The organism is Arthrobacter sp. P1_C12_2 (assembly GCF_056406415.1).
Window position 1 is genome coordinate 146,960 of record NZ_JBFUAF010000007.1, and the last position, 25,052, is coordinate 172,011.

Consider the following 25,052-nt stretch of genomic DNA (forward strand, 5'->3'; position numbering starts at 1 on the left):
AAATCCGCTGCCGGTGCGGAACCTAGTGCTGGCCGAGCTGCTTGGTGGGGACCTTGAAGGTTTCCTTGGCCGTAAGTGCCGCGATGGTGGCGATGAGGCAGATAACGCCGGTGAAGATGGTGATCTGGACCCAGCCGCCGGACTGGATGCCGCCCATGGCCGCCACGATCGCCGGGGCGAATCCGGCCATCAGGAAGCCCAGCTGGGTGCCGATCGCGAGGCCGGAGAAGCGGACGTTGGTGGTGAACATCTCGGCGTAGAAGGAAGGCCAGACCGCGTTGGCGGCGGCGTAGCCGAACGAGAAGAATCCGATGGCTGCAAGGAACATCAGCGGAACGCTGCCGGACTCGAGGCTCAGCAGAAACACCGGGGTCAGGACTGCGCTGGACAGTGCGCCGTAGATGAACACTGGCTTGCGGCCGATCTTGTCCGCGAGCATGCCGAAGAGCGGCTGGGTGCCCAGGGCCATGAAGTTGGCGCCGACGACGAGCCACAGAGTGGTGGTACCGTCCACGCCGGCGACGTTCTTGGCGTAGCTGATGGCCAGGGTGCCGAACACGGTGGACACTGCGGCGATGAAGGCGCAAGCGATGACGCGCACGACGTCGCGCCAGTGGCCCTTGAGGAGGTCGGCGACGGGGAGCTTGGAGATCTGCTTGGTCTTCTGGGCTTCCTCGAACGCCGGCGGCTCGTGCAGGGTGCGGCGGATGAAGAACGCGACCAGAACCACCACGGCGCTGAGCCAGAACGGGATGCGCCAGCCGATGGTGTATTTGATGTCGTCAGGCAGGGCCAGGACCGGGATGAAGACGAGGGCGGCGAGGATCTGACCGCCCTGGGTACCGGTCAGGGTCCAGGAGGTGAAGAAGGAGCGGCGGTTGTCCGGGGCGTGCTCGAGCGTCATGGAAGAGGCGCCGGCCTGCTCCCCGGCCGCGGAAAAGCCCTGGCAGAGCCGCGCCAGCACCAGCAAGACAGGAGCCCACCAGCCGACAGTCTCGAAGTCCGGCAGGCAGCCGATGGCAAAGGTGGAGGCGCCCATCAGCAGCAGCGTGAACATGAGGACCTTCCGGCGCCCTATCCTGTCGCCGAAGTGGCCAAGGACGACGGCGCCTACCGGGCGGGCAATGTAGGCGAAGCCGAAGGTCGCGAAAGACATGATGGCTGCGTTGGTATCCGCGTCCGGGAAGAAGACATGCGGGAAGATCAGCGCCGCTGCGGAGCCGAAGATGAAGAAGTCGTAATATTCGACGGCGCTGCCCAGGAAGCTGGCAAGGGCCGCCTTCTTCGGCGTCCCTCCTGTGGATATACCCGCCGTCGCGGACGGGACAGTGTGGCTCATGGTGTTCCTTTGGTGTGACGACGTTGTCGCGGATGGATCAGGAAGGTTGCGGCTGCCGCTTTGTTCAAGTGTGGTGCAACCGGAAGTCCGTGGAAAGACCCGGACTGGTAGCCACATGGTGGAAGCTACTTGTGCGATGTAGCAATCATGACTGTGAGCACAGTCACTTGTCAACAAAAATAATCACCATCTAGAAATAGCTCTCACTATGTGGGAACATCAATGCATGAGTGTGAATCAAACCACAGATGTTCCCGCCGAATCCGGGTATCCAGCCGAAGCCCCTTTCAAGCCTGCCAAGGCCGCCAGGGAGGACTCGCGGACGGACATGGTGGGCAAGGCCCTGGGCCTGCTGGTCCTCCTGGGCGACGAGCCGCGCGGCGCCAGCGCCGCGGAGATCTCCCGCCGCGCGGATCTGCCCTTCAGCACCACCTACCGCCTGCTCGGCTCCCTGACGCGGGACGGCTTCGTCGACTACGAGCCGGACGGCCGCCGCTACCACTTGGGGCTGCGGGTCTTCCAGCTTGGCCAGCGCGTCTCCAACCACCACGGCTTCGCCGGTACGGCCCTGCCCATCCTGCGACGCGTGACCGAGGAAACGGGCGAGGCGACCATCCTCTCCGTCCGCGACGGCATCCACCACCTGACGGTGAACAAGGTGGACGGGCCGCAGACGTTTCGGGTCACGAGCGACCCTGGGCATCTCGGGGCACTGCACACCACCTCGGTGGGCAAGGCGCTGGTGGCTTTCGCCGATGACGCCACCCGCGCCCAGCTCGTCGAGGAGCTGCCCCTGGAGCCGCTGACGGGGCTCTCTATCACGGACCGCGAGGCCTTCCGGGCCGAAATCGAGCAGGTCCGGCGCCAGGGCTTCGCCACCATGGACGAGGAAAACGAGCTCGGCATGCGCGCCGTCGCCGTCCCGGTTTTCAACGCCCAGGGCCACGCCTTCGCCTCGCTGGCCACGGCGGTCCCGGTCTTCCGCCTGAGCATGGAGGCCCTCGTGGCCCTCGTGCCGCTGCTGCAGGCGGCGGCCGCGGAGCTGTCGGCCCGGCTGCCCCAGCGGTGACGGTGCCGCTGCCCCGGCGGAAGCCGGCAAGCGCCGCCGCAGCAGGCCGCCGCCGTAATAATATGTTCGCCATTCGAACAACAGTGCAACATGTGAACAAAGTCTGTAATGTAATCCGCATCACCCGGCCCGCCGCAGACGCCGCAAGCGTCGCCGCCCGCCGAGTGCCGTTGTCAAAGGAGCTAACCGGATGAGCAATCGAGCAGAGTCCTTCCTCGTGGGACTGGTGGGAGACGGCGTCATGCCCTCCCTCACGCCCCACATGCATGAACGCGAGGGCGACGTGCAGGGCCTCCGGTACCTCTACCGCCCCATCGACCTCACCGAACTCGGCCTGCCGGGCCGGGCCGTGGGGGAGCTGCTCGCCGGCGCCCGGAGCCTCGGGTTCAACGGATTGAACATCACGCACCCCTGCAAGCAGCTCGTGCTCGAGTACCTCGACGAGGTCTCCGCCGATGCCCGGCGCCTCGGCGCCGTGAACACCGTGGTGATCCGCGACGGCCGCTTCATCGGCTACAACACCGACTTTTCCGGCTTCGCGGCGGCGCTGGCCTCCGGGCTCCCCGGCGCCACGCTGGACCGGGTGGTGCAGCTGGGCGCCGGCGGCGCAGGCTCCGCCGTCGCCTACGCCCTGCTCACCGCGGGGGTCCGCGAGCTGGACCTCGTGGACACCGACGCGGCCCGCTGCGCCGCCCGGGCGGCCGAACTCGCCGGGTTCTTCCCGGACCGGACCGTCACCGCCCGGACGACGGCGGAGCTCCCGCAGCTCATGCCGCAGGCCGACGGTCTGGTGCACTGCACCCCCGTGGGCATGGCCGCCCACCCGGGCGTTCCGCTGGACATGTCACTCGTGGAGTCCCGGCACTGGGTGGCCGACATCGTGTACCGGCCGATCGAAACCGAGCTGGTCCGCGAGGCGCGCGCCAAGGGCTGCGACGTGCTGGACGGCGGCCGGATGGCCGTGGGCCAGGCGGCGGACGCCTTCCGGATCTTCACCGGACGCCAGGCCGACGCCGACCGCATGCGCTCCCACTTTCTGGAACTCGTGGCGGCGGAAGAGGTGCCTGCCTGATGCGCACCGGAATCGCCACCGTCTGCCTCGCCGGCACCCTGCGGGAAAAAATGCAGGCCTGCGCCGTGGCCGGCTTCGACGGGATCGAGATCTTCGAACAGGACCTCGTGACGTCCCCGCTGAGCCCGGAGGAGGTCCGGGAACTCGCCGCCGACCTGGGCCTGAACCTGGACCTCTACCAGCCGTTCCGCGACTTCGACAGCGTTCCCGAAGACTTGCTCGCGGCCAACCTGCGCCGCGCGGACGCCAAGTTCCGGCTCATGTCCCGCCTGGGCATGGACACCATGCTGCTCTGCTCCAACGTCGGCACCGCCACGATCGACGACGACGAGCTCCGGGCCGCCCAGCTTTCCCGGCTCGCGGACCTCGCGGGCGAACACGGCGTCAAGGTCGCCTACGAGGCCCTGGCCTGGGGCAAGTACGTCAACGACTACGAGCACGCCCACCGGCTGGTTGACATGGTGGACCACCCCAACCTGGGCACCTGCCTGGACTCTTTCCACATCCTCTCCCGGGACTGGGACACTGCGCCGATCGAGGCCTTCAACCCGGAGAAGATCTTCTTCGTCCAGGTCGCCGATGCCCCCAAACTGTCCATGGACGTGCTGTCCTGGAGCCGGCACTACCGGGTCTTTCCGGGCGAGGGCCAGTTCGAGCTCGCCAAGTTCATGGGCCACGTGGTCCGCGCCGGCTACACGGGACCGGTGTCATTGGAGGTGTTCAACGACGTCTTCCGCCAGTCCGACGTCGAACGCACCGCCGTCGACGCCATGCGGTCGCTGATCTGGCTCGAAGAGCAGACCGCCGCGTGGCTTGAGGCAAACCCGGCGAACGCCGAAAGGGTGGCCAGCGGGATGGCCGGTCAGATGCCCGGCGCCCGGCGCCGCTACCCCATGGAGCTCGCCACGCTTCCCCGGGTGGCCGAGCCCGCCGGCTTCAACTTCGCCGAAGTCCGGGCAGGGGACACCGCCGGGCTGGAAACCCTGCTGGGCCAGCTGGGGTTTGCGTTCAACGGGCGGCATCGCACCAAGGATGTGCAATTGTGGACCATGGGCCATGCCCGCGTGATCATCAACGAGGAACCGTCCGACGCCGCCAGCGCCGGGACAGCCGCGCCCGCTGTTTCCGCCGCGATTTCTGCCGTGGGGTTCGACGTCGACTCTCCCGTCATCGCCGCCGCCCGCGCCCAGCAGCTCAAGGCCCCGGCCGTGCCGCGCAAGAGCCAGGCCGATGAGGAGATTTTCCAGGGCTTCGCCGCGCCGGATTCCACCGAAATCTTCCTCTGCCAGGGAAACCCGGACGGCACCGCCGCGTGGACCCGGGAATTCGGCGACGGCCTGGACGTCGCCGCGGCGGACCTTGCCGGGCATCCGCGCACGGTGATCGACCATGTGAACCTGGCGCAGCCGTGGCAGCACTTCGACGAGGCCGTGCTCTTCTACACCAGCGCCCTCGCGCTGGAACCGCAGCCGTTCGCCGAGGTGGCCAGTCCCACCGGGCTGGTCCGGTCCCAGGTGATGCTGACGAAGGACCGCGGCGTCCGCCTGGTGCTGAACCTGGCCCCGCTGATCCAGCAGGAAGGGAGCACCCCAGGCGCCGCAGCCGGCACCGAAGGGACCGCCGGCACCGGCCATCGCCCCGGCTACCAGGAACATGTGGCGTTCGCGGTGGATGACCTGGTGGCGACGGCCCGGGCCGCACGGGACCGTGGCCTGGACTTCCTGCAGATCCCGGCGAATTACTACGAGGACCTCGATGCCCGGTTCGCGCTGGAGCCGGAGTTCCTGGCCACCCTCCGCGAACTCAACCTGCTCTATGACCGTGATGYCGACGGTGAATTCCTGCATTTCTACACCGCCACCGTGGGCAGCGTCTTTTTCGAAATGGTGGAACGCCGCGGGGACTACGACGGCTACGGCGCTCCGAACGCGCCCGTGCGGCATGCCGTCCAATACGACCACCTGCACCAGCCGAGCCGCCGTCCCTGATCCCCGTCCGAACAACAATCACACCATCGAAAGGAGGCTGCTGTGCCTGAAGAAATCAACCTCGAGATATTCAACGCCGACCCGATCACCGAGGACTTGGCCAACGGGACCACGGAGGCCGCACCAAAGACGTACCCGCTGGACGCCGCCGCGGAGTCCCAGGCGGACCTCAGCGCCGAGATGAAGGCGATCGGCGAGTCCTACGCGCGGGCCCTCAAAGACGGGGCCCCGGCCGAGATCCAGCCGCGGCTCGACTACGCGCCGTACCGCAGCAGCGTCCTGCGCCACCCCACAAAGAGCCTGCACCACGCGGACCCGGAAACCATTGAACTGTACTCGCCGGCGTTCGGGCACATGGACGTCCACGCGCTCGAGTCGGACCTCACCATCGCGCACAACGGCGAACCGCTCGGCGAACGCATCGTGGTCTCCGGCCGGGTGCTCGACGGCGACGGACGCCCCGTCACCGGCCAGCTCGTCGAAATCTGGCAGGCCAACTCCGCCGGCCGCTATATCCATAAGCGCGACCAGCACCCGGCGCCGATCGACCCCAACTTCACCGGCGTCGGCCGCTGCATCACGGGCCCGGACGGCACCTACAGCTTCACCACCATCAAACCCGGCGCCTACCCGTGGAAGAACCACCTCAACGCCTGGCGGCCGGCCCACATCCATTTCTCCCTGTTCGGCTCCGAATTCACCCAGCGGATCATCACCCAGATGTACTTCCCCGGTGACCAGCTGTTCCCCCTGGACCCGATCTACCAGTCGATCGTGGACCAGGACGCCCGCGACCGGCTCGTTGCCACCTACAACCATGAGCAGACCAAACCCGAATGGGCCATGGCCTACAACTGGGACATCGTCCTGACCGGGTCCAAGCGGACCTGGACTGAAAATGAGGCATTGGGCGCAGGAGGCGACGAAAATGAATAGGAGCGCCATGAATAGGCCCACCCAACTAATTCCGACGCCGGGCCAGACTGTCGGGCCGTTCTTCGGCTACGCCCTGCCCTACGCCAAGGACCGCGAGCTCCTGGCCCCCGGTTCCCCGGGTTCCATCCGGCTCCAGGGCACCGTGTATGACGGCGCCGGCCACCCCATCCCGGACGCGATCCTGGAAATCTGGCAGGCGGACGCGGACGGCAACGTCCCGCACCACCCGGGTTCCCTGGTCCGGAACGGCTACACGTTCACCGGCTTCGGCCGCACGGCCGTTGGAAACACCGGCACGTTCACGTTCACCACTGTCAACCCCGGCCCCACCGAAGCCGGGGCTGCACCGTTCATCGCGGTGGCCGTGTTTGCCCGCGGCCTCATGAACCGCCTCTTCACCCGGGTCTACCTGCCCGATGACGAGGCCGCACTGGCCGGGGACCGGCTGCTCAGCTCGCTGGACCCGGACCGGCGCCGGACCTTGATCGCGCGCCGGGATCCCGACGGCGGACTGACCTGGGACATCCGGCTCCAGGGCGACGGCGAAACCGTGTTCCTGGATTTCAGCGGCGCAGAGGGTCCCTCCAAGTGACCTTCTTCGAAGCCGACGGCGACGCCGGCCTGCACGGCGACGTTGGCCTGCTGAGCCCGGTGTCGGCGTCGCCGCTTGTGGCGGCGCTGACCGGGGACGGGGCCGTGCTCGCCGCCATCCTCAAGGTCGAGGCTGCCTGGGCGGCGGTCCTGGACGATGCTGGCCTCGCCCCGGCCGGGTCCGCCGCGGTGGTGGCTGCCGCCGCGGACGTGCAGCGCTACGACGTCGCGGGCATCGCCGTCCGCGCCCAGGGCGGCGGCAACCCCGTCATCCCGCTGCTCGCCGACCTCCGCGAGCAGGTCAAGGCCCTCGACCACGCGGGACTCGGCGCGGCACAGGCCGTTCACACGTCGCTGACCAGCCAGGACGTACTCGACTCGGCCCTGATGGTGCTGGCCGCCGGGGCCATCCGGGAACTGCTCGCCGAGCTGAGGGCGGCAACGGCCGCCCTCGCCGGCCTCGCCGAAGCCCATGCCCACACACTGTGTGTTGCCCGCAGCCTGACCCAGCACTCGCTGCCCTACACCTTCGGGCTGCGGGCCGCGCAGTGGTTCAACGGGCTGGCCGCCGCGGCCAGCCGGCTCGAGGCCCTCGAACTGCCCGTCCAGACCGGCGGCGCCGCCGGGACCCTGGCCTCCGGCACGGTACTGACTGACGGCATTGGATTGGCTGGCGCTGGGTTGAACGATGACACGGCGCTGACTGCCGGGCCGCTGTCCCCGTTTGACCTCGCCGACCGGCTGGCCGCCCGCCTGGGGCTCGCCACCGTTCCTGCCCCCTGGCACACCAACCGGCTGGCAGTGACCTCGCTCGGCGACGCGCTGGCGGCCGTGACGGACGCGGCCGGAAAGATGGCCGCCGACGTCCTGTTCCTGAGCCGGCCGGAAGTGGCCGAGGTTGCGGAACCGCGCGTCGCCGGGCGGGGCGTGTCCTCGGCCATGCCGCAGAAGCAGAACCCCGTGCTCTCCGTGCTGGTCCGCAGCGCCGCCCTGCAGGCCCCGGCCCTGGCCGCCCAGCTGCACCTCGCGGCCGCCAATTTCAACGATGAACGCCCCGACGGCGCCTGGCACAGCGAATGGGTGGCCCTGCGCCAGCTGCTGCGCCTGGCCCTCGGCGCCGCGGCGCAGCTCCGCGAACTGGCCGAAGGGATGACGGTCTTCCCGGGAGCGATGCGCCGCAACCTCGAGCTCGCCGGCCCGCTGCTGCTCTCCGAAGCCGTCAATGCCGCCGTCGCTCCTCTTTTGGACGGGCGTGGCGCCGGAACCGGAGCGGGCCGGACCGGGAAACGGCGGCTGCAGGCCGTCGTGGACGAAACACTCCAGGCCCCGGCCGCGGAGCAGGCGGACACCTACCGGGCACTGCTCCGCGCGGCTGTCCCTGAGGAGCTGCTCACCGACGCCCGGCTGGAGGAGCTTTTGAACCCGGCCAACTACCTCGGCCAGGCCGTTGAGATCTCCCGCCGGATCCTCGCGGCGTATCCGGAATACGCCGGCCCGGCCGGCGCCATTGCCCACCAACTCCAGAACGGAGCCTCCCGTGGCTAGACCCACCGTCAAAGCAGTCCTGCTTTCGCCCCAGCGCGAGCTGGGCGACAAACCCCTCCTCATCGTCGGACCCTCGCTCGGAACATCTTCCCTGCTGTGGAGCCAGGCCGGCACCTTGCTGGGCGCCGACGTCGACGTCATCGCCTGGGACCTGCCCGGGCACGGCGTCTCGCCCGCGGCGGCGGAGACCTTCACGGTCGCCGACCTCGCGGATGCCGTGATCGGCCTGGTCGACTCGATCGCCCCCGGTGCGCGCTTCCACTACGCCGGGGTGTCCCTGGGCGGCGCCACCGGACTGCAGCTCGGCATCAAGCACGGCGACCGGCTCAAGAGCCTCTCCGTGCAGTGCTCCGGCGCGAAGCTCGGCACTCCCGAGGGCTGGCTGGAACGCGCCGAAACCGTGCGCACGCAGGGCACCGCGGTGATGATCCAGGGCTCGGCGCAGCGCTGGTTCGCCCCGGGATTCATGGAGAGCCAGCCGGAGCTCAGCAGCCGGCTCCTGCACGGCCTCCGGGACGCCGACCGTTTCAGCTACGCCTTCTGCTGCGAGGCCCTGGCCGGCTTCGACGTGCGGGACCAGCTCGGCACCATCCGCGTCCCCACCCAGGTTGTTGCCGGCGCCCTGGACGCCGTCGCCCCGCCGTCGATGGCCGGGGAAGTCGCCGCGGGCATCACCTCCGGCGGCGGCACAGCCACGGCCGTCAGCCTGGAGGGCGTGGCACACCTGGCGCCCTTCGAGGCGCCGGGCCACATCGCCGAACTGCTGAAGGGCCTCATCACCTGGACCGAGACGCAGGGAGCGGGCGCATGACCGGCCCCGAACTGACCGGCCCCGAACGCAATGGGGTAGTCCAGCCCGGCGCGACCAGCCAGGAAATTTACGACGGCGGCATGCAAGTCCGCCGCGAGGTCCTGGGCACCGCGCACGTGGACCGCGCCAACGCCAACAAGGATTCCTTCACCGAGGACTTCCAGGACATGATCACCCGGATCGCCTGGGGCGGCATCTGGACCCGGCCCGGGATCAGCCGCCAGATGCGCTCCGCCGTCACCCTGACCGCCATGGTGGCCCACGGGCACTGGGAAGAACTGGCCATGCACATCCGCGCGGCCCTCACCAACGGACTGAGCCGGGACGAGATCAAGGAAATCCTGCTCCAGACCGCCATCTACTGCGGGGTCCCCTCCGCCAACACCGCCTTCAAGACCGCCCAGCAAGTGTTCCATTCCATGGACGAGGCAGAAAGGGAAAAAGAATCATGAACCAGGCTTTCATCTACGACGCCGTCCGGACCCCGTTCGGCAAGTTCGGTTCCGGCCTCGCCGGGGTCCGCCCGGACGACCTTGCCGCCCACGTGATCGGTGAGATGGTCAGGCGCGCCCCGGCCCTCGACGTCGAGCGGATCGATGAGGTGGTCTTCGGCAACGCCAACGGCGCCGGCGAGGAAAACCGCAACATCGCCCGGATGGGCACCCTGCTGGCCGGGCTGCCGGTCTCGATCCCCGGCACCACGGTCAACCGGCTCTGCGGCTCCTCCCTGGACGCGGCGATCATCGCCTCCCGGCAGATCAACACCGGCGACGCCGAGCTCATGCTGATCGGCGGCGCCGAATCGATGTCCCGGGCGCCCTGGGTGCTGCCCAAGACCGAGAAGCCCTACCCGGCCGGAGACCTGACCCTGGCCTCCACCACGCTGGGCTGGCGCCTGGTGAACCAGGCCATGCCCACGGACTGGACCATCTCCCTGGGCGAGGCCACCGAACGGCTCCGCGAGAAGTACGGCGTGACCCGCCAGGCGCAGGACGAATTCTCCGCCAACTCCCACAACCTCGCCGCCGCGGCCTGGGACGAGGGCTTCTACGACAACCTCGTCGCCCCGGTCCCTGGCACGGACCTTGTCCGCGACGAAGGGATCCGGGCCGGCTCCTCGGCCGAGAAGCTCGCCGGGCTCAAGACCGTGTTCCGGACCGAGAACGGCACCGTCACTGCCGGGAACGCCTCCCCGCTCTCCGACGGCGCCTCCGCGGCCTGGCTCGGCAGCGAGACCGCCGCCGGGATCCTGGGCCTGGACCCGCTGGCCCGCATCGCCGGTCGCGGCGCGCACGCCAACGACCCCCAGTACTTCGGCTACGCCCCGGTCGAGGCCGCCAACAAGGCCCTCGCGAAGGCCGGGATCGGCTGGGACCAGGTGGGCGCCGTCGAACTGAACGAGGCGTTCGCTGCGCAGTCCCTGGCGTGCATCAACGCCTGGGGCATCGATGCGTCAATCGTGAACCGGCACGGCGGCGCCATCGCCATGGGCCACCCGCTCGGCGCCTCCGGCGGACGCATCCTGGGCACCCTGGCCCGCAGCCTGCAGGCCTCCGGTGAACGCTGGGGCGTCGCCGCGATCTGCATCGGCGTCGGCCAGGGCCTCGCTGTGGTGCTCGAAAACGTCACCGCCGCACCGTCGGCCACACCAGTGAAGGGCTAGGCCATGCTGAATTTCATTGACACCGTCGGCGAGGCCGTCGCCGGCATCCAGGACGGCTCCACCGTGATGATCGGCGGCTTCGGCAACGCCGGGCAGCCCTTCGAACTGATCGACGCGCTGCTGGAGTGCGGCGCCACCGGCCTGACCGTGGTGAACAACAACGCCGGCCAGGGCGATCAGGGCCTGGCCCTGCTGATCAAGGAAGGCCGGGTGAAGAAGATGATCTGCTCATTCCCGCGGCAGTCCGATTCCTGGCATTTCGACGCCAGGTACCGCGCGGGCGAGGTCGAGCTCGAACTCGTCCCGCAGGGGAACCTCGCCGAACGGATCCGTGCCGCCGGCGCCGGGATCGGCGGCTTCTTCACGCCCACCGGCTACGGCACCATGCTCGCCGAGGGCAAGGAAACCCGCTTCCTGGACGGCAAGTGGCAGGTGTTCGAGACCCCCATCCACGCCGACGTCGCCCTGATCAAGGCCCTCACGGCGGACGGCAGGGGCAACCTCGTCTACCGCAAGACCGCGCGGAACTTCGGCCCCATCATGGCCGCCGCGGCGAAACACACCATCGTCCAGGTCTCCGAGATCGTCCCCACGGGCGGCCTGGACCCGGAAATCATCGTGACCCCCGGAATCTACGTCAACAGCATCGTCCGCGTGGCCGCAGCCGCAGGCAAGACAGAAAGCGTGGCCTGAGATGAGCATCCCAACCAACGACCAGAGTGTCCGTACCGGCCTCCAGGCGTCCGAGACGCCGCTGGGCCGTGACGATCTCGCCCGCCTCGTGGCCCGCGACATCCAGCCCGGATCCTTCGTGAACCTCGGCATCGGACAACCCACCCTGGTCTCGAACTACCTCGAACCGGAGCAGAACATCACGCTCCACACCGAGAACGGGATGCTCGGCATGGGCCCGGAAGCCGCCGGGGACCAGATCGACGGCGACCTCATCAACGCCGGCAAGATCCCGGTGACAGAGCTGCCCGGGGCGTCCTACTTCCACCACGCGGACTCCTTCGCGATCATGCGCGGCGGCCATCTGGACATCTGCGTGCTGGGCGCCTTCCAGGTGTCCGCCACGGGTGACCTCGCCAACTGGCACACCGGGGCACCGGACGCGATCCCCGCCGTCGGCGGCGCCATGGACCTCGCCACCGGCGCCAAGGACGTCTTCGTCATGATGACGCTCCTGACCCGCGATGGCGTGTCCAAACTCGTGGAGACCTGCACGTACCCTCTCACCGGGATCGGCTGCGTGACCCGCGTCTACACCGACAAGGCCGTTTTTCTGACCGGACCCGACGGCGTCCAGGTCCGCGAGACGTTCGGCTGCACGCTCGAGGAACTCCAGGCCATGGTCCCGGTCCCGCTCCGGGCGGCGGACCCAAGCTGACACTCCTGCGGCCGGACAAGCCGGGCACCGCTAAAGTGATGCGGGACCGAGAGGCGAGAAATGATTGAGCCAGCCAAGAGCGGCGGCGCGCCCGCGGCCAGCGACCAGTACGTGCAGTCGCTGGCGCGCGGGCTCGCCGTGATCCGTGCCTTCGACACGGAACACCCCAAGATGACGCTGACCGAGGTGGCGGCCCGGACCGAGCTGACCCGGGCCACGGCCCGGCGGTTCCTGCACACGCTCGCGGAGTTGGGCTATGTCCGCACGGACGGCAAGATCTTCGCCCTGACCGCCAAAGTACTGCAGCTCGGCTACGCCTACTTGTCCGGGCTGTCCCTGCCGCAGCTCGCCCAGCCGCACCTGGAGGAGCTCTCGCTCGAACTGGGGGAGTCGACGTCGGCCGCGGTGCTCGAGGGCACCGACATCGCCTATATCGCCCGGGTGTCCACCCGGCGGATCATGACGGTCGGCATCACGGTGGGAACCCGTTTCCCCGCCTACGCAACGTCCATGGGCAGGGTGCTGCTCGCGGCACTCCCGCCGGCGAAGCTGGAAGAGTACCTCGCGGTCGCCGAGATCCGGCCCCTCACTCCGGGAGCCATCGGAACGCGGGCCGCGCTCCTGGCGGAGCTGGATACCGTTCGCACCCAGGGATGGTGCCTGCTGGACCAGGAGCTGGAGCTGGGGCTGATGTCCGTTGCGGCGCCCGTCCATGACGGGCCCAAGGTAGTGGCGGCGATCAACGTCTCGCTGCAGGCCCAGACGGTGTCCGCGCAGCCCGATCCCGATGCCTACCTCAAGGCCGTGCGTGAGGCGACGTTGGCCACGGCGGAAATCATCTCCGAGGACCTGACCTCGGGGCGGTGAAACGCGTCTCAGACGGTACGTCTGGGAAGAGAACCGTCAGGCAGCGGGATCCGGGATGGGCCCTGTTGAAACCGTGATCGTGACGCCCCCTGGTTCGTCACCGATTTTCAGGTGCAGGTCCCTGCCCACCAGCAAGGCATGGATGTCTTCGCTGCCTCCGGGCGCGATCTGCTCGGCCAGCCGAGTGAGCGCCAGTGCCATCGCCCGGCCCCAGTCGTGGGGATCGATGCTGGATGATTCAGCTGTCGCTGAGTAATTCTCTGGTTCAGTCATCTGCCCCTGCTTTCGGCGTCCGGAGCGCAGCCTCCGGCACATCACGAAGTCCAGTCTAGTGAGGCCGCGGAGCGCACGTCCACGGTTTGCGCTGGCCCTGCGCAGGTTACGCGGGCACTCCGGCTAGGATTTTAGTTCGGGTACTCTTCGCCCAATTGCCCCTAAGGACGCCATGACAGAGAACAACACCGCGACGCCGGAGACTCCGGACAACGCAGCGTCCCGGCGCGCCGCCGTGGTTATCAACCCCATGAAGTCCCCCGGCGAGAGCTTCCGTGCCTCCTTCTTCCGCCTGTGCGAGACCCAGGGCTGGGCCGAGCCGCTGTGGCTGGAGACCACGAAAGAGGACACCGGGCTGGGCCAGACCCGCGAGGCACTGGAGGCCGGAGTCGACGTCGTGATCGCCGCGGGCGGGGACGGAACGGTCCGCTGTGTGGCGGAGGTCCTCGCGGGCACCGGAACGCCGATGGGCCTGGTGCCTCTGGGGACCGGCAACCTGCTGGCCCGCAATCTCGGCATCGACATCACCGACCCCGTGGCCGCCAGCTACGACGCCCTGAGCGGCACGGACACCAAGGTGGACGTCGTGAAGGCCACGCTGGATCATGCCGAGACGGAGTCCACCTTCCTGGTGATGGCCGGTCTCGGCTATGACGCCGCCATCATGGCGAACACCGTGGACGAGCTCAAGGACCGGGTGGGCTGGCTGGCCTATGTTGAAGCGGGCATCCGGCACCTGCCGGGCAAGCCCATCAGGGCGAAAATCAGCATCGACGGCGAGCACCCCGTCCGGCGCCGGATCCGCAGCGTGATGGTGGGCAACTGCGGCAAGATCATGGGGGGCGTGGAGATCTTCCCCGATGCCAAGGTCGACGACGGCATCCTGGACGTCGTGATTTTGGCCCCCATTGGCCGGTTCGGCTGGCTGGATGTGCTCTCCGGCGTCTTCGGCCGGAGGAACCCCAAGAACGCGTCGGTGGAATATTTCGCCGGAAAGTCAGCCGAGATCGAACTCGCCCACGAGCAGGAATTCCAGCTCGACGGTGACCCCCTCGGCAAGGCCAAGCACCTCAAGGTCACGGTCGAGCAGGATGCCCTGACCATCCGGATGACAGGTATCTGACCTCGGGCCGGCCGGGGCCGGCTAGCGGGCCGGCTAGAGTGCCGCCGGCCGGTGCGCCAGGATCTCCGCCAGTTCGGCCAAACGGTGCGCGCGGGCGGATTCCGCAGGCGTGAACGGCTCGCCGGGCCGGGCAAACGTAAGGGGCCCGTGCCACGCCGTAGGGATTTTCAGGACCGTCCCGTCACCGCCCGCCGGGGCCGGCGCCTCGGCGTTCCCGGCGTCCGGTCCCGGGATGATCCGTGCCCGCAGCAGTTCCGCGACGGCCAGCGGCAGCTCCTCCGGGCTGGCGGCGATCCGCGCGGCCAGGCTCAGCGCGCCGGTCTGCCCGTCGGCCATGGCCAGCGCGGTGGTCGGCCAGACGTGCGGATCCGCTCCGCCGCCCGCCCGCAGCGCCCGGAACAACTGGGCTTCGCGGACTTCACCCGGTGCCGAGAGCACGAACTCGTCCAGCACACCGCCGCCCACGGGGTGAACATGAATGCTGAGGATGTTCGTGTTCAGCCCGGCCAGCGCCTGCGTCAGATTCTGCAGCGACCCGGGCTTGTCTTTCAGCACGGTCCGCGCCCGCCACAGGGCAGGCGCGGCAACAAGCCGCTTGCGGTGGCGCAGGGCCGGAGCATGCAGCCAGCCCCTGAGCATCCGGGCCGCCGAGGGTTCGGCCACCCAGATCACCAGAATGGTCGCAGTCATGGTCAGAACCAGGACCTTGGCAACGTACGGCAGGTGTGTTTCCACCACCGCCGCGTGCACCAGCAACTCGATCGGAAGCATCACGGCGACATTGGCCAGGGTCAGCCGCGCCTTGGTCGGTTCAGGCATCCGGCCGCACACTTCGCAGCTCAACTCGGAGGCGGCAGGGGACTGGGCTTTGCCTGGGGTTTTGCCTGTAGCGTTACGCGTCATGCTCCCATGATTCCGGCCGGCTGTTTCGGCCGGGTTGCCGCCGGATGACGGTTTCGGACCGAGACCGGGACCGGGACAAGACGGAGACGGAGACCGTGAGGAGAGCGGCTCGCTACAGGCCCGTTCCGTCCCCGGAGCCGCGTTGCAGCAGGTGGCGGTGCGCGTAGAGGTCGCGGAGCAGGGCGACCTCAGCCAAGTGATGGATCATCTCGCGGTTGATGTGCAGGACCAGTGCCGCCATGGGGGCATCGGCGTACGGGCCTTCGGCCGGACCGCACGGTGCCCCCAATCCCGCGTCGTCGAGGCCCTTCACGCCCTGGATCCACCGGGCGTAATACTCGTCCAGCTGAGCCAGCGCCAGCGCGGCCGTGCCTGGGTAGGCGAAGTTCTGGTAATCCACTGCTGGACCGCCAAAGTGCGATGCTGTGCGCGCGCCCAGCACGCCGACCAGAATGTGGCACAGCCGCCAAGCAATGCTCGTCACCGGAGCCGGCACGGGCTCCGGGTAGCTGAAATCAATGGTGAAATCACCCTTACCCGGCGCGGCCGGGGACGTTGCGGCGTCCTTGCGGCGGACATTCCAGCCCGGAACCGGCTCCCAAAAGTACTCGTGGTCAGTCAACCCGTCCAGCCTCGGGCGGGCCTGATTGGCGAAATGCCAGTCCAATTGGTCAACCAGCTCGTGGTTCCAATGAACATCCGGCATGGGGTTCCTCCTCGGCATCCAGGCCCGGGCGGCGGGCGTCTACATCAAAGTACTCCGGACCCTGCGGCTGCCATAGAGCGCTCAAATGTCAATGACAAGTGTCCTTGACAGGGAGGACGTGTGACTCCAAGATGGAGCCATGACAAACAAACTTGACAGCAAGGATCGTAGCGAGGGCGACCGCGAGAAGTCCCGCGCGTATCAACGTGAATTTTGGCCGGGCATACTCGCCTACGCGGTGGTGCTCGTCGTCGTGCTGGTGTGGGGGGACCTGGACGGCGATAGTCCGTGGCGATTCCTCTGGGCGGTCCTGCCGGTGGTTCCGGCGCTGTGGATTGTGCGGGCCGTTCTGCGCCATGTGCGCCGGATTGACGACTATCAGCGGCTGCTCCTGCTGCAGGCGCTCGGGGGAGGGTTTGCCGTCGCCATGATTGCTTCCGTGACGCTGGCCTTCCTGGAGATTGCCGGGCTCAGCATTTCGGGCGTCGGGTGGATCATCTACGGTGCGGGCATGCTCGGTTGGATTATCGCCGGCGCGGTCGTTGGAAGACGATGAAAAACGAGCTCAAGACACTGCGGGAGGACCGCGGCTGGACCCAGGGTGCACTCGCTGACCGGCTCGGGGTCTCACGGCAGACCGTAAACGCCCTGGAAACAGGCCGCTACGACCCCGCCTTGCCCCTGGCGTTCCGTATCGCCCGGCTTTTCGGTCAACCCATTGAGTCCATCTTTACCCCACCCGAGGATCAAGGCGTCCAAGAATTTGAAGCCTAACGGCGGCCTGAAAGGCCGGCAGGTTCGGCCGACGGCGCGTTCCCGTTCGGGTGCTCCCCGGCGCCGGCGCGGTCGGCATCGGATTCCGGGCCGGCCAGATTGGCCAGCAGGTCGCGGATCTCGGCCAGCAGCGCGGTGTCGGCCGGGATCGGTTTCTCCTCGGGCTCGGCTGCCTTGATCCGGTTCTTGACCATTCGGTTGATCCGGTTCATGGGGGCCACGAAGATGAAGTACACCACCGCGGCGGTGATGAGGAAGGTCAGGAAGGCCGTCACCACGGCCCCGATGTTCACGAAGGTCTTGTCGTTGCCCGGCCAGACGTAGAAGCCCAGGCCGTGGGTCTCGACCCCGCCGGCGGCAGCCAGGATCGGGTTGACGACGTTTGCGGTGAAGGCACTGACCAGGGCCGTGAAGGCGGTGCCGACCACGACGGCAATGGACAGTTCGATCACGTTGCCGCGCAGGATGAAATCCTTGAATCCTTTGAGCATGGGGAACCTCCGGTGTGCGTTGCTGGCTTGATTCAACCGATAGACGCTACCACTTCGCGGGGCGCCGGCCGATCCCGATCAACGGATTCCGATGCCGCCGCCGCGCCGTTCCGGCGTAAACTCCGTCGTGGATGCCAGTGCCGCCGTCGTAATCCTCCGGCTGCAAGGAAAGGCGCCCGAACCCATGAACAAACGCCCGTGAGAACCGCCCATGAAAGCTTCTTCGCTGTGAGGCCGGCGCTGTGAAAGTGTTCGCCGAAATGTTCACCATCGCGCCGGGCAACAAGGACCACCAGGTTGCCCTCCGCTGCGCCGTGGGAGTCTTTGTTCCGCTGATCACGCTGGTGCTGCTGGACCGCCTGGATCTGGCAATCTTCGCTTCCTTCGGCGCCTTCACCGGGATCTACGGCCGCAATGAGCCGCACGCCAGGCGGCTGACCCTGCAGGTGCGGGGCGGCGGGCTGATGCTGCTGGTGATGTTCCTGGCCGCCCTCACCGCGCGGGTGGACGCCCTGGCCGGGCTGTCGGCGGCCGGCACCACCTGGGTCCTGGTGGTGGCCACCACCGTGATCGCGTGGGGCTGCTCCCTGGTGGTCGCGTGGTGGCGCCTGCGTCCCTCCGGTTCGCTGTTCCATATCTTTGCGTTCGCGGCCATCGCGTCGATCCCCAACCAGCCGCCGCTGTGGCAGTGCATGCTCGTTGCGGTGCTCACGGTGGCTTTCTCCCTGCTGCTCGGCCAGTCCTCTCGGGTGGCGCGGAGCCGCCGGACCCCGTGGGTGAATCCGAGGCCGGCGGCCCTCACTCCGGAGGAGAAGCGCACTGCGTGGCACGAAAGCTGGGGTTACCTCGTGGCGGCAGGCGTGGCGGGAACGCTGGGTACCCTGGCTGGCGAATGGCTGGGCATTGGCCACAATTACTGGGCGATGGTGGCCGCCGTCGTTCCGCTCGTGGGCCACACCACCCGGCACCGCGTCAGCCGCGGCCTGCAACGCATCGCGGGCACCGCTCTGGGGCTGGTGCTGCTCGCCGGAATCCTGCTCCTGCAGCCGACGCCTTGGCAGACGGTGCTGGTGATTGCCGCGTGCCAGTTCGGCGCCGAGATGTTCATCGCGCGCCAGTACATGCTGGCGCAGGTCTTCGTCACTCCGCTGGCCCTGACCTCCACGCTTCTCGTTGCGCCCGTGCCGCCCGGCCTCCTGCTCCGCGACAGAATCGTGGAGACCGTCATCGGCGCCGCCGTCGGCATCGCCGTCGTGCTGGCGCCCGGCGCGTGGCGCCGCCTCAGGGGCCGCCGCGAAACAAGGACCCCCGGGCGCATCTCCTAGTTCCTGACGCCTACGGGTGCCCGACGCTTGCGCCGGTGCGGGACACTGCCGGGACGGTCTGCGGGACGAAGGCGAGGGCGAGGACCGCCAGGACCGCGGCGGCGGCGAAAACGTAGAAACCCCACGGGTACGCGATGCCGGCGGCGACCAGCGCCCCGGTGACGGCCGGGCCCAAAATAGCTCCCAGACGGCCCACACCGGCGGCGAAGCCCAGGGCGGTGCCGCGGAGCCGGACCGGGAAAAGCTGGCTGACCCAGGCGTAGACCAGCACCTGGGAGCTGAAGACGAACACGCCCGTGACAAAGACGGCGGCATAGAGCACCACTTCGTTCTGGATCTGGATGCTGAGCGCGGCGAGGAACACGGCGGAGAGGCCAAACCAGAGCAGGACAATCTTCTTGGTGCCGTGCCGGTCCGCCAGGACCCCGGCGATCAGCAGGCCCACCACGGCGCCCACGTTCAGGACCAGGAGCAAGGCGAGGCCGGCGTTCAGGCTGTAGCCGGCGGAGGCCATGAGCTGCGGCAGCCACGTGTTCAGGCCATAGACCAGCAGCAGCCCCATGAAGGACGCCACGGCCACGCCGGCTGCGATCAGCGGATACGGCTTGCGGCCCAAATCGCGGAAGCTGGCGCGTTGTTCCTCGGGCGCGGCCGCGGCCACTGAGCTGTCCGGGGTGGCCGCCGGGTGTCCGGCCAGAGAGCTGCCGGCCGGGGAGGTGGCGACTGCGGGGATGTGGTGGACCGGCGGCAGGGTCTCCGGAAGCTTGAACCACAGGAAGGGGACCAGGGCAAAGCCGGCCAGGCCGCCCACCACGAACATGGTCCGCCAGCTCGGAATCACCATGAGGGCCAGGAACGCGGTGGCCACGGCGCCGACGTGGTAGCCGGTCATGGTCCGGGTGGTGGACTTCCCGGCCGTTCCGGCGGGTGCGTAGTCGTTCATGTACGCCAGCGCGGCGGGGAGGCAGGCGCCCAGGCCGAGGCCGGCCAGCAGTCGGAACGTGCTGAACCACGCCACGCTGGGCGCGAAGACGACGGCGATCGTAAAGAGGGAGAACCACGCCACGCAGGCCACCAGCAGGTTCCGCCGGCCGAGGCGGTCCGAGAGCGGGGCGATGAAGAGCGCGCCCAGCCCCACACCCACCAGGGAGACGGTTGCCGCGAACGTCGCCCCGACCGCGTCGAAGCCAAGTTCCTCCGACTTGATGAGGGTCGGGATGACCGTGCCGAGCACCACCAGGTCAAAGCCGTCCAGCACCATGGCCAGCCAGCAGAGCCACACGGGCCACCGTGATTTCTCCCCCGATGACGACTTGTCCAATGACGACGTTGACATTGTTACCTCAGCGCTAGTGTTTAGATGATTCCGTGCCCGGCCGGTGTTGGCGGGCCTCTTTGTATTGTGAGAGTTCTATCACTGGACCGTGTTGCATGGGACACTAGAAACCATTCAACGGAAGAGGTATGGTGGCAAATTCGAACTCCGGCGACTCGGTGGTGGACCGGGTCCTGCGGTTGATTGCCGCCTTCCCGGAAGGTGTCACGGCGCTGCAGCTCTCGGAGCTTGCCGCGAGGGCGGAGCTCCCCCTGACCACCGCGCACAGGCTCGTCCGGCAGCTTGCCGGACACGGACTGCTCGACGTCGGCCCCGGCGGTTCCGTCAGCCTGGGCCTGCGGCTCTGGGAGCTCGCCAACCGCAATTCCCCCACGCTCGAGCTCCGCCAGGCCGCCCTGCCGTTCATGGAGGACATCCAGCAGGTGCTGCACCAAAACGTGAACCTCGCCGTGCTGGACGGTGAGGAAGCGCTCTTTGTGGAGCGACTGTCCCGCCGCGGCTCCGTCGCCAACCGGGCCCAGGTGGCCGGCCGGATGCCCGTGCACGTGTCCTCCGCCGGACTGGTGCTCATGGCCAACCAACCCCGCGCCGTCCAGGCCGAGTATCTCGAAGGATTCAGCGATCCGACCGGCCGGCTGGCCCCGGAGGACCTCCGCGCCCTCCTTGCCGAGGCCGCCCATGAGGGCTATGCGCAGCTGGCCGGCGTCGTGGACCCGGACACCTGGGGGATCGCCGTGCCCGTGCTGGACCGCCGGAAGCACGCCGTGGCGGCCCTCGGCGTCGTCGTCCCCCTTCGCGAAGTGCGCCTGCAGGCGCTCGTTCCCGCCCTCCAGACCGCGGCCCGCGGAATCGGACGGCGGCTCGGCGAGCCCCGCGAAAGCCTCGTATTCCATTCAGCGGAATCCATGTAACGCGCGTCACGCGCTGGGGAGCACACTGTTAGCCGGAAGACGAAAACGGCCCGGCCTGACCGCCCGGACCCCGCAACGAAGCGAGACGTACATGGCACAGCGAAAAGTCATCACCACCCAGGTAGCGATCATGGGTGCCGGCCCGGCCGGGCTCATGCTGTCCCACCTGCTGGCCAAGGCCGGCATCGAATCCACCGTCCTCGAGATCCGCAGCCACCAGGAGATCTCCGAGACGGTCCGCGCCGGCATCCTGGAGCACGGCTCGGTCAACATGCTGGTCGACAGCGGCGTCTCCGACCGCGTGCTGCGCGACGGCGACCGCCATGACGGAATCGAACTGCGCTTCAACGGCGAAAGCCACCGGATCGACTTCCAGGACCTCGTCGGGGAATCGGTCTGGCTCTACCCACAGACTGACGTGTTCCTGGACCTTTCCGCACGCCGGAAGGCCGACGGCGGAGACGTCCGGTACAGCCTCACGGACACCACCATCCACGACATCGAGGCCAGGCCCAAGGTCTGGTTTACGGATGCGGACGGCGTCGAATACGAACTCCAGGCCGACTTCATCGCCGGCGCGGACGGTTCGCGCAGCCACTGCCGCTTCCAGATTCCCGAGGCGCAGCGCAAGTGGTACTTCCACGAATACCCCTTCGCCTGGTTCGGCATCCTGGCCGAGGCGCCACGCAGCTCCGACGAGCTGATCTACGCCAACTCGGAGAACGGCTTCGCCCTGATCAGCCAACGCACCGAGACGGTCCAGCGGATGTACTTCCAGTGCGACCCCAACGAGGACGTCAACAACTGGGATGAGGACCGCATCTGGGACGCCTTCCGCAGCCGCGTCAACGGCAACGGCTTCGAGGTCAAGGAAGGGCCCGTGATCGACAAGACGGTCCTGAAGTTCCGCAGCTTTGTCCACGCCCCCATGCGGCACGGCAACCTGTTCCTCGCCGGAGACGCCGCGCACACGGTGCCGCCCACCGGGGCCAAGGGCCTGAACCTGGCGCTGCACGACGTCAAGGTCCTCTTCGAGGGATTCGACAGCTTCTACTCCACCGGCTCCGCCGCGCTCCTGGATGCCTACAGCGACCGCGCCCTGAACAGGGTGTGGAAGGCCCAGCAGTTCTCCTACTGGATGACCTCCATGCTGCACACCCCGGCCGACGCCGATGACTTCTCCCGCGCCCGCCAGCTTGGCGAGCTGCAGTCCGTGGTGTCCTCCCGCCACGGCCGCGCCTACCTCGCGGAGGCCTACACCGGCTGGCCCGGAGCCCGCTAGGGCTCCGGCAGCTGCCCTGCCTGCCCCATGGACACCTTCGGGGTGCAGATTTCCGTCGACACCTACCGGGGCCAGGACTACCCTTGAACCGTCCCAGCATGACCCGACAAGGATGACGGAGAGGTGTCCGATCATGGGAACCGCAGAGAATGTTGAACTGGTCCGGCGAGGGTACACGGCCTTCAACACAGGGGATATGGCGAGCCTCAGCGAGATGTTCGCGGAGGACGCAGTCTGGTACGCGGCCGGAAGCGGCGTGCTCTCCGGGACCAAACAGGGGCGGGACGCTATCCTGAGCTACTTCGGTGAGCTCGGTGCCCGCTCCCAGGGTTCCTTCCAAGCGGACGTCAAGGACGTCATCGGCGGGGAAAACTACACGGTAGGGATCCAGCAATCCCGGGCAGAAGGCAACGGCAAGAAGATGGACCTCGCCACCGTCATCACTTTTGTGGTCCGCGACGGAAAGATCGCGGAAGGGCGGGAGTTCTTCGAGGACACGGCCAAGTCGGACGACTTCTGGACCTGACCGAACAATCGCATGATCGGCCGCGCGCGCAGGCTGTTTCCATCATCGGCGGCGGCATCGCCGGGCTGGCCCTTGCAGCCCGGCTGGATCCCGCGCGTTTCGAGGTCACCGTCACCGAGCAGCGGTCCGGGCTCCCGACCGTGGGGACATCCTTGGCCATGTGGCCCGCGGCCCAGCGCGCACTTGGCGATCTGGGCATCCTTGACGCCGTCCGGGATGCCAGCCCGGTGATCGACGGCATGACCGTCCGGGCGGCCTCCGGCAGGCCATGGACATCAGCGCAGGCGACGGGGCTGATCGGCGTTTCCCGGGTTGATCTCATCCGGCTCCTCGACGGTGCCGTTCCGGGCAGCGTGCGCCGGGTGGCCGGCCGCCTCGACGTCGTCCGGCCCGGTCCTGCCGGCCTCCTAGTGGGCGCCGACGGAGTCCACAGCGCGGTGCGCCGCAGCTGTTGGGGTGCCCGCTCCGGTGCCCGGCCCACCCGCTACCTCGCGGTCCGCGGCGTGGTGCCCGGATCGCTGTGGCGGGGGCACACGGGCGAATACTGGGGCCGCGGGCAGCTCTTCGGGATKGGGCCCGCGGCGGCCGGGACCAACTGGTACGCGGCGTTCCGCTCCGGGGCGGGACAGGGAACCTTCGACACCGCCGCGGTCCTGGCGGAAACCCGGGTCCGCTATAGCGGCTACGCCCCGGGCATCCGCGAAGTCCTGGCCGCTGCGGCCCCGGAAACGTCCCTGGTGCAGCGGATCTGGACGACGCCGCCGCTTGGAAGTTATGTCCGCGCCAGGGTGGCACTGCTCGGCGATGCCGCCCACGCAATGACACCCAACCTTGGCCGGGGCGCCTGCGAGGCGCTGGTCGACGCCGTGACCCTCGCGGCGCTGCTCAATACCCGGCCCATGGGCGAGGCACTGAGCGCCTACAACCGGGCGCGTCACCTGCGCACGCAGGCGCTGCGGTGGGCGTCGTCGGCCGTGATGCGGCTGGCGCTGGCGGAGCGGGGCCAGCCTGTGAGGGACGCGCTGCTGGGCTTGGCTAGTCCTGGTCCAGGGTCTCGGTCAGGTGGTGCGTCGGAATCCGGTCCCGGTCATAGGTGATTTCGGTGTAGCCGTGCGGCTCGGGCGTCCCGGACGGGCTCAGGTTCACAAAGACGATCTCATCAATGGTGAGGATGCTCCGGCGCGTGATCATGTTCCGGACTTCGGCGCGCATGGTCAGCGATGTCCGGCCGAACCGGGTCGCGGTCAGGCCCATTTCGATCAGGTCGCCCTGGACCGCGGAGCTGACGAAGTTGATTTCGGAGATGTACTTGGTGACGGCCCGGCCGTTGCCCAGCTGCAGGATGGCGTAAATGGCCGCCTCCTCGTCGATCCACTTCAGCAGGCTCCCGCCGAACAGGGTGCCGTTGGCGTTGAGGTCCTCGGGCCGCACCCATTTGCGGGTGCGGAAGGTGATGTCGGCCGATTCCATAGTGCGAGGTTAGCCGACTCCGCTAAGGGCGGCGCTGTGTGACGCGGCAGCACGGCACGCCCCCGGCGGCATGGGGGGCCGGCACTTCCACCAGCACCGGCGCCGATCTGCCGTGCCGCGCGGCCTCACGCCATGGCGGTGTGCGCCGCGCTGTGCGAATCGATCGGCTTCGCGTAGCAGTACGAGTGCACCAGGCCGACATACGGCCCGAAGTTCGGCACGGACACGAAGCCCGAGTTCTCGTAGAACTGCCGGCCGTCGGTCTGCACCGAACCGGCCTCCGCAGTCAGGGTGGTGACCCCCAGCGCGTGGGCGTGGGCTTCGAGGGCCGCGAGGATGGAGCTCGCCACTCCTGAGCCGCGGGTGTAGGGCAGAACGTAGAGGCGTTTGATTTCAGCGGTGCTGGCATCCAGCATGCGAAGGCCGCCGCAGCCGACCGGCTGGCCTGAGGCTTTGTCGTGCGCCACCAGGAACACCGCCGTGTCCGCTTCCGACGGCGGCGGCCCGGGTTCGTGGTCGGGCCGGCCGAAGCGGGCCTCGAGTTCTGCCTGCTGGGCTGCCCTCAGGTCCGCTCCGACGGGGTTCGCCCAAGTGACCTGACGGATGTTGAGCCGCGGGTTGGTCTGCATCACTGCCTCGATTCGCCGAAGTGTTATGCAGT

28 protein-coding genes are annotated in these 25,052 nt (G+C 68.3%); 20 read left to right on the plus strand and 8 right to left on the minus strand.

The annotated features are described in order from the left end of the window. Window positions 1-22: 22 nt before the first annotated feature. The gene (locus AC1DZQ_RS09870) at window positions 23-1,339 is read right to left on the minus strand and encodes an MFS transporter (RefSeq protein ID WP_476963349.1); all 1,317 of its coding nucleotides are present in this window, start codon (window positions 1,337-1,339) and stop codon (window positions 23-25) included. A 226-nt stretch (window positions 1,340-1,565) separates the two neighbouring features. On the opposite strand from AC1DZQ_RS09870, the gene AC1DZQ_RS09875 reads away from it, so the two are divergent. The 12 genes from AC1DZQ_RS09875 to AC1DZQ_RS09930 all read left to right on the plus strand — a co-directional run bounded on the left by AC1DZQ_RS09875 (window position 1,566) and on the right by AC1DZQ_RS09930 (window position 13,271). Then, window positions 1,566-2,408: an IclR family transcriptional regulator gene (locus AC1DZQ_RS09875; protein ID WP_476963350.1), complete on the plus strand. Its 843-nt coding sequence runs from the start codon at window positions 1,566-1,568 to the stop codon at window positions 2,406-2,408. Window positions 2,409-2,598: 190 nt separating this feature from the next. Next, on the plus strand, window positions 2,599-3,480 hold the full coding sequence (locus AC1DZQ_RS09880) for a shikimate dehydrogenase (RefSeq protein ID WP_476963351.1): 882 nt from the start codon (window positions 2,599-2,601) through the stop codon (window positions 3,478-3,480). Further along, window positions 3,480-5,468: a bifunctional sugar phosphate isomerase/epimerase/4-hydroxyphenylpyruvate dioxygenase family protein gene (locus tag AC1DZQ_RS09885; protein ID WP_476963352.1), complete on the plus strand. Its 1,989-nt coding sequence runs from the start codon at window positions 3,480-3,482 to the stop codon at window positions 5,466-5,468. Before AC1DZQ_RS09880 ends, AC1DZQ_RS09885 begins: the two co-directional genes overlap by 1 nt. Before the next feature lie 42 nt (window positions 5,469-5,510). After that, the gene (gene pcaH / locus AC1DZQ_RS09890) at window positions 5,511-6,404 is read left to right on the plus strand and encodes a protocatechuate 3,4-dioxygenase subunit beta (RefSeq protein WP_476963353.1); all 894 of its coding nucleotides are present in this window, start codon (window positions 5,511-5,513) and stop codon (window positions 6,402-6,404) included. Window positions 6,405-6,411: 7 nt separating this feature from the next. Continuing rightward, complete coding sequence (gene pcaG / locus AC1DZQ_RS09895) at window positions 6,412-6,996, plus strand: protocatechuate 3,4-dioxygenase subunit alpha (RefSeq protein ID WP_476963354.1); 585 nt, start codon at window positions 6,412-6,414, stop codon at window positions 6,994-6,996. Continuing rightward, window positions 6,993-8,540, plus strand: a complete 1,548-nt coding sequence (locus tag AC1DZQ_RS09900) for a lyase family protein (protein WP_476963355.1) — start codon at window positions 6,993-6,995, stop codon at window positions 8,538-8,540. Before pcaG ends, AC1DZQ_RS09900 begins: the two co-directional genes overlap by 4 nt. Further along, window positions 8,533-9,351: an alpha/beta fold hydrolase gene (locus tag AC1DZQ_RS09905; RefSeq protein WP_476963356.1), complete on the plus strand. Its 819-nt coding sequence runs from the start codon at window positions 8,533-8,535 to the stop codon at window positions 9,349-9,351. Before AC1DZQ_RS09900 ends, AC1DZQ_RS09905 begins: the two co-directional genes overlap by 8 nt. Continuing rightward, complete coding sequence (gene pcaC, locus AC1DZQ_RS09910; protein ID WP_476963357.1) at window positions 9,348-9,803, plus strand: 4-carboxymuconolactone decarboxylase; 456 nt, start codon at window positions 9,348-9,350, stop codon at window positions 9,801-9,803. The genes AC1DZQ_RS09905 and pcaC overlap by 4 nt, the downstream gene beginning before the upstream one ends. After that, a complete protein-coding gene (locus tag AC1DZQ_RS09915; RefSeq protein WP_476963358.1) occupies window positions 9,800-11,014 on the plus strand; it encodes a thiolase family protein in 1,215 nt (404 codons plus the stop codon). Before pcaC ends, AC1DZQ_RS09915 begins: the two co-directional genes overlap by 4 nt. Window positions 11,015-11,017: 3 nt before the next feature. Continuing rightward, on the plus strand, window positions 11,018-11,707 hold the full coding sequence (locus AC1DZQ_RS09920) for a 3-oxoacid CoA-transferase subunit A (RefSeq protein WP_476963359.1): 690 nt from the start codon (window positions 11,018-11,020) through the stop codon (window positions 11,705-11,707). A gap of 1 nt (window position 11,708) precedes the next feature. Next, the gene (locus AC1DZQ_RS09925; protein ID WP_476963360.1) at window positions 11,709-12,404 is read left to right on the plus strand and encodes a 3-oxoacid CoA-transferase subunit B; all 696 of its coding nucleotides are present in this window, start codon (window positions 11,709-11,711) and stop codon (window positions 12,402-12,404) included. Window positions 12,405-12,464: 60 nt separating this feature from the next. Beyond that, the gene (locus AC1DZQ_RS09930; RefSeq protein ID WP_476963361.1) at window positions 12,465-13,271 is read left to right on the plus strand and encodes an IclR family transcriptional regulator domain-containing protein; all 807 of its coding nucleotides are present in this window, start codon (window positions 12,465-12,467) and stop codon (window positions 13,269-13,271) included. 36 nt (window positions 13,272-13,307) lie between these two features. On the opposite strand, the gene AC1DZQ_RS09935 is transcribed toward AC1DZQ_RS09930, so the two are convergent. Next, complete coding sequence (locus AC1DZQ_RS09935; protein WP_476963362.1) at window positions 13,308-13,544, minus strand: hypothetical protein; 237 nt, start codon at window positions 13,542-13,544, stop codon at window positions 13,308-13,310. A gap of 172 nt (window positions 13,545-13,716) precedes the next feature. Here AC1DZQ_RS09935 and AC1DZQ_RS09940 point away from each other — a divergent pair, with 172 nt between their 5' ends. Beyond that, window positions 13,717-14,667: a diacylglycerol/lipid kinase family protein gene (locus tag AC1DZQ_RS09940; RefSeq protein WP_476963363.1), complete on the plus strand. Its 951-nt coding sequence runs from the start codon at window positions 13,717-13,719 to the stop codon at window positions 14,665-14,667. Window positions 14,668-14,700: 33 nt separating this feature from the next. On the opposite strand, the gene AC1DZQ_RS09945 is transcribed toward AC1DZQ_RS09940, so the two are convergent. Together AC1DZQ_RS09945 and AC1DZQ_RS09950 are read right to left on the minus strand one after the other, a co-directional pair. Next, window positions 14,701-15,570 (minus strand): amino acid-binding protein, encoded by an 870-nt coding sequence (locus tag AC1DZQ_RS09945; protein WP_476963364.1) that lies wholly within the window; start codon window positions 15,568-15,570, stop codon window positions 14,701-14,703. 112 nt (window positions 15,571-15,682) lie between these two features. Continuing rightward, window positions 15,683-16,276, minus strand: coding sequence for a DinB family protein (locus AC1DZQ_RS09950; protein ID WP_476963365.1), 594 nt, complete (start codon window positions 16,274-16,276; stop codon window positions 15,683-15,685). A 139-nt stretch (window positions 16,277-16,415) separates the two neighbouring features. Between AC1DZQ_RS09950 and AC1DZQ_RS09955 the strand changes: the two genes are divergently transcribed. Beyond that, entirely contained in the window at window positions 16,416-16,832 is a 417-nt protein-coding gene (locus AC1DZQ_RS09955; RefSeq protein WP_476963366.1) for a hypothetical protein, read from the plus strand. After that, window positions 16,829-17,050 carry a helix-turn-helix transcriptional regulator gene (locus tag AC1DZQ_RS09960; protein ID WP_476963367.1) on the plus strand — a complete coding sequence of 74 codons (222 nt, stop codon included), beginning with the start codon at window positions 16,829-16,831 and terminating at the stop codon, window positions 17,048-17,050. Before AC1DZQ_RS09955 ends, AC1DZQ_RS09960 begins: the two co-directional genes overlap by 4 nt. Here the strand turns inward: AC1DZQ_RS09960 and mscL are convergent. Beyond that, window positions 17,047-17,541, minus strand: a complete 495-nt coding sequence (mscL, locus tag AC1DZQ_RS09965) for a large conductance mechanosensitive channel protein MscL (protein ID WP_476963368.1) — start codon at window positions 17,539-17,541, stop codon at window positions 17,047-17,049. The genes AC1DZQ_RS09960 and mscL overlap by 4 nt on opposite strands. Before the next feature lie 242 nt (window positions 17,542-17,783). Here mscL and AC1DZQ_RS09970 point away from each other — a divergent pair, with 242 nt between their 5' ends. Next, window positions 17,784-18,866 (plus strand): FUSC family protein, encoded by a 1,083-nt coding sequence (locus AC1DZQ_RS09970; protein ID WP_476963369.1) that lies wholly within the window; start codon window positions 17,784-17,786, stop codon window positions 18,864-18,866. Between the two features lie 10 nt (window positions 18,867-18,876). Here AC1DZQ_RS09970 and AC1DZQ_RS09975 read toward each other — a convergent pair whose 3' ends face one another. Next, a complete protein-coding gene (locus tag AC1DZQ_RS09975; protein ID WP_476963370.1) occupies window positions 18,877-20,202 on the minus strand; it encodes an MFS transporter in 1,326 nt (441 codons plus the stop codon). A gap of 131 nt (window positions 20,203-20,333) precedes the next feature. Here AC1DZQ_RS09975 and AC1DZQ_RS09980 point away from each other — a divergent pair, with 131 nt between their 5' ends. The 4 genes from AC1DZQ_RS09980 (at window position 20,334) to AC1DZQ_RS09995 (ending at window position 24,018) form a co-directional block, all read left to right on the plus strand. Then, window positions 20,334-21,113 carry an IclR family transcriptional regulator gene (locus AC1DZQ_RS09980; protein WP_476963428.1) on the plus strand — a complete coding sequence of 260 codons (780 nt, stop codon included), beginning with the start codon at window positions 20,334-20,336 and terminating at the stop codon, window positions 21,111-21,113. 91 nt (window positions 21,114-21,204) lie between these two features. Then, window positions 21,205-22,395 carry a 4-hydroxybenzoate 3-monooxygenase gene (locus tag AC1DZQ_RS09985; protein ID WP_476963371.1) on the plus strand — a complete coding sequence of 397 codons (1,191 nt, stop codon included), beginning with the start codon at window positions 21,205-21,207 and terminating at the stop codon, window positions 22,393-22,395. 133 nt (window positions 22,396-22,528) lie between these two features. Then, a complete protein-coding gene (locus AC1DZQ_RS09990; RefSeq protein ID WP_476963372.1) occupies window positions 22,529-22,921 on the plus strand; it encodes a nuclear transport factor 2 family protein in 393 nt (130 codons plus the stop codon). A 44-nt stretch (window positions 22,922-22,965) separates the two neighbouring features. Then, window positions 22,966-24,018, plus strand: coding sequence for an FAD-dependent monooxygenase (locus tag AC1DZQ_RS09995; RefSeq protein WP_476963429.1), 1,053 nt, complete (start codon window positions 22,966-22,968; stop codon window positions 24,016-24,018). On the opposite strand, the gene AC1DZQ_RS10000 is transcribed toward AC1DZQ_RS09995, so the two are convergent. Both AC1DZQ_RS10000 and AC1DZQ_RS10005 read right to left on the minus strand, forming a co-directional pair. Continuing rightward, complete coding sequence (locus tag AC1DZQ_RS10000) at window positions 23,957-24,391, minus strand: acyl-CoA thioesterase (RefSeq protein WP_476963373.1); 435 nt, start codon at window positions 24,389-24,391, stop codon at window positions 23,957-23,959. The genes AC1DZQ_RS09995 and AC1DZQ_RS10000 overlap by 62 nt on opposite strands. A gap of 125 nt (window positions 24,392-24,516) precedes the next feature. Beyond that, entirely contained in the window at window positions 24,517-25,020 is a 504-nt protein-coding gene (locus AC1DZQ_RS10005) for a GNAT family N-acetyltransferase (protein WP_476963430.1), read from the minus strand. Between the last annotated feature and the right edge of the window lie 32 nt (window positions 25,021-25,052).

Coding starts and splice junctions, on each gene's coding strand:
- AC1DZQ_RS09950 (WP_476963365.1), bottom strand. CDS start 16,276: ATGCCGGATGTTCATTGGAACCACGAGCTGGTTGACCAATTGGACTGG.
- AC1DZQ_RS09960 (WP_476963367.1), top strand. CDS start 16,829: ATGAAAAACGAGCTCAAGACACTGCGGGAGGACCGCGGCTGGACCCAG.
- AC1DZQ_RS09975 (WP_476963370.1), bottom strand. CDS start 20,202: ATGTCAACGTCGTCATTGGACAAGTCGTCATCGGGGGAGAAATCACGG.
- mscL (WP_476963368.1), bottom strand. CDS start 17,541: ATGCTCAAAGGATTCAAGGATTTCATCCTGCGCGGCAACGTGATCGAA.
- AC1DZQ_RS09940 (WP_476963363.1), top strand. CDS start 13,717: ATGACAGAGAACAACACCGCGACGCCGGAGACTCCGGACAACGCAGCG.
- pcaC (WP_476963357.1), top strand. CDS start 9,348: ATGACCGGCCCCGAACTGACCGGCCCCGAACGCAATGGGGTAGTCCAG.
- AC1DZQ_RS09875 (WP_476963350.1), top strand. CDS start 1,566: ATGAGTGTGAATCAAACCACAGATGTTCCCGCCGAATCCGGGTATCCA.
- AC1DZQ_RS09990 (WP_476963372.1), top strand. CDS start 22,529: ATGGGAACCGCAGAGAATGTTGAACTGGTCCGGCGAGGGTACACGGCC.
- AC1DZQ_RS09925 (WP_476963360.1), top strand. CDS start 11,709: ATGAGCATCCCAACCAACGACCAGAGTGTCCGTACCGGCCTCCAGGCG.
- AC1DZQ_RS09945 (WP_476963364.1), bottom strand. CDS start 15,570: ATGACGCGTAACGCTACAGGCAAAACCCCAGGCAAAGCCCAGTCCCCT.
- AC1DZQ_RS09930 (WP_476963361.1), top strand. CDS start 12,465: ATGATTGAGCCAGCCAAGAGCGGCGGCGCGCCCGCGGCCAGCGACCAG.
- pcaG (WP_476963354.1), top strand. CDS start 6,412: ATGAATAGGCCCACCCAACTAATTCCGACGCCGGGCCAGACTGTCGGG.
- AC1DZQ_RS09935 (WP_476963362.1), bottom strand. CDS start 13,544: ATGACTGAACCAGAGAATTACTCAGCGACAGCTGAATCATCCAGCATC.
- AC1DZQ_RS09920 (WP_476963359.1), top strand. CDS start 11,018: ATGCTGAATTTCATTGACACCGTCGGCGAGGCCGTCGCCGGCATCCAG.
- AC1DZQ_RS10005 (WP_476963430.1), bottom strand. CDS start 25,020: ATGCAGACCAACCCGCGGCTCAACATCCGTCAGGTCACTTGGGCGAAC.
- AC1DZQ_RS09880 (WP_476963351.1), top strand. CDS start 2,599: ATGAGCAATCGAGCAGAGTCCTTCCTCGTGGGACTGGTGGGAGACGGC.
- AC1DZQ_RS09915 (WP_476963358.1), top strand. CDS start 9,800: ATGAACCAGGCTTTCATCTACGACGCCGTCCGGACCCCGTTCGGCAAG.
- AC1DZQ_RS09955 (WP_476963366.1), top strand. CDS start 16,416: ATGACAAACAAACTTGACAGCAAGGATCGTAGCGAGGGCGACCGCGAG.
- AC1DZQ_RS09870 (WP_476963349.1), bottom strand. CDS start 1,339: ATGAGCCACACTGTCCCGTCCGCGACGGCGGGTATATCCACAGGAGGG.
- AC1DZQ_RS10000 (WP_476963373.1), bottom strand. CDS start 24,391: ATGGAATCGGCCGACATCACCTTCCGCACCCGCAAATGGGTGCGGCCC.
- AC1DZQ_RS09985 (WP_476963371.1), top strand. CDS start 21,205: ATGGCACAGCGAAAAGTCATCACCACCCAGGTAGCGATCATGGGTGCC.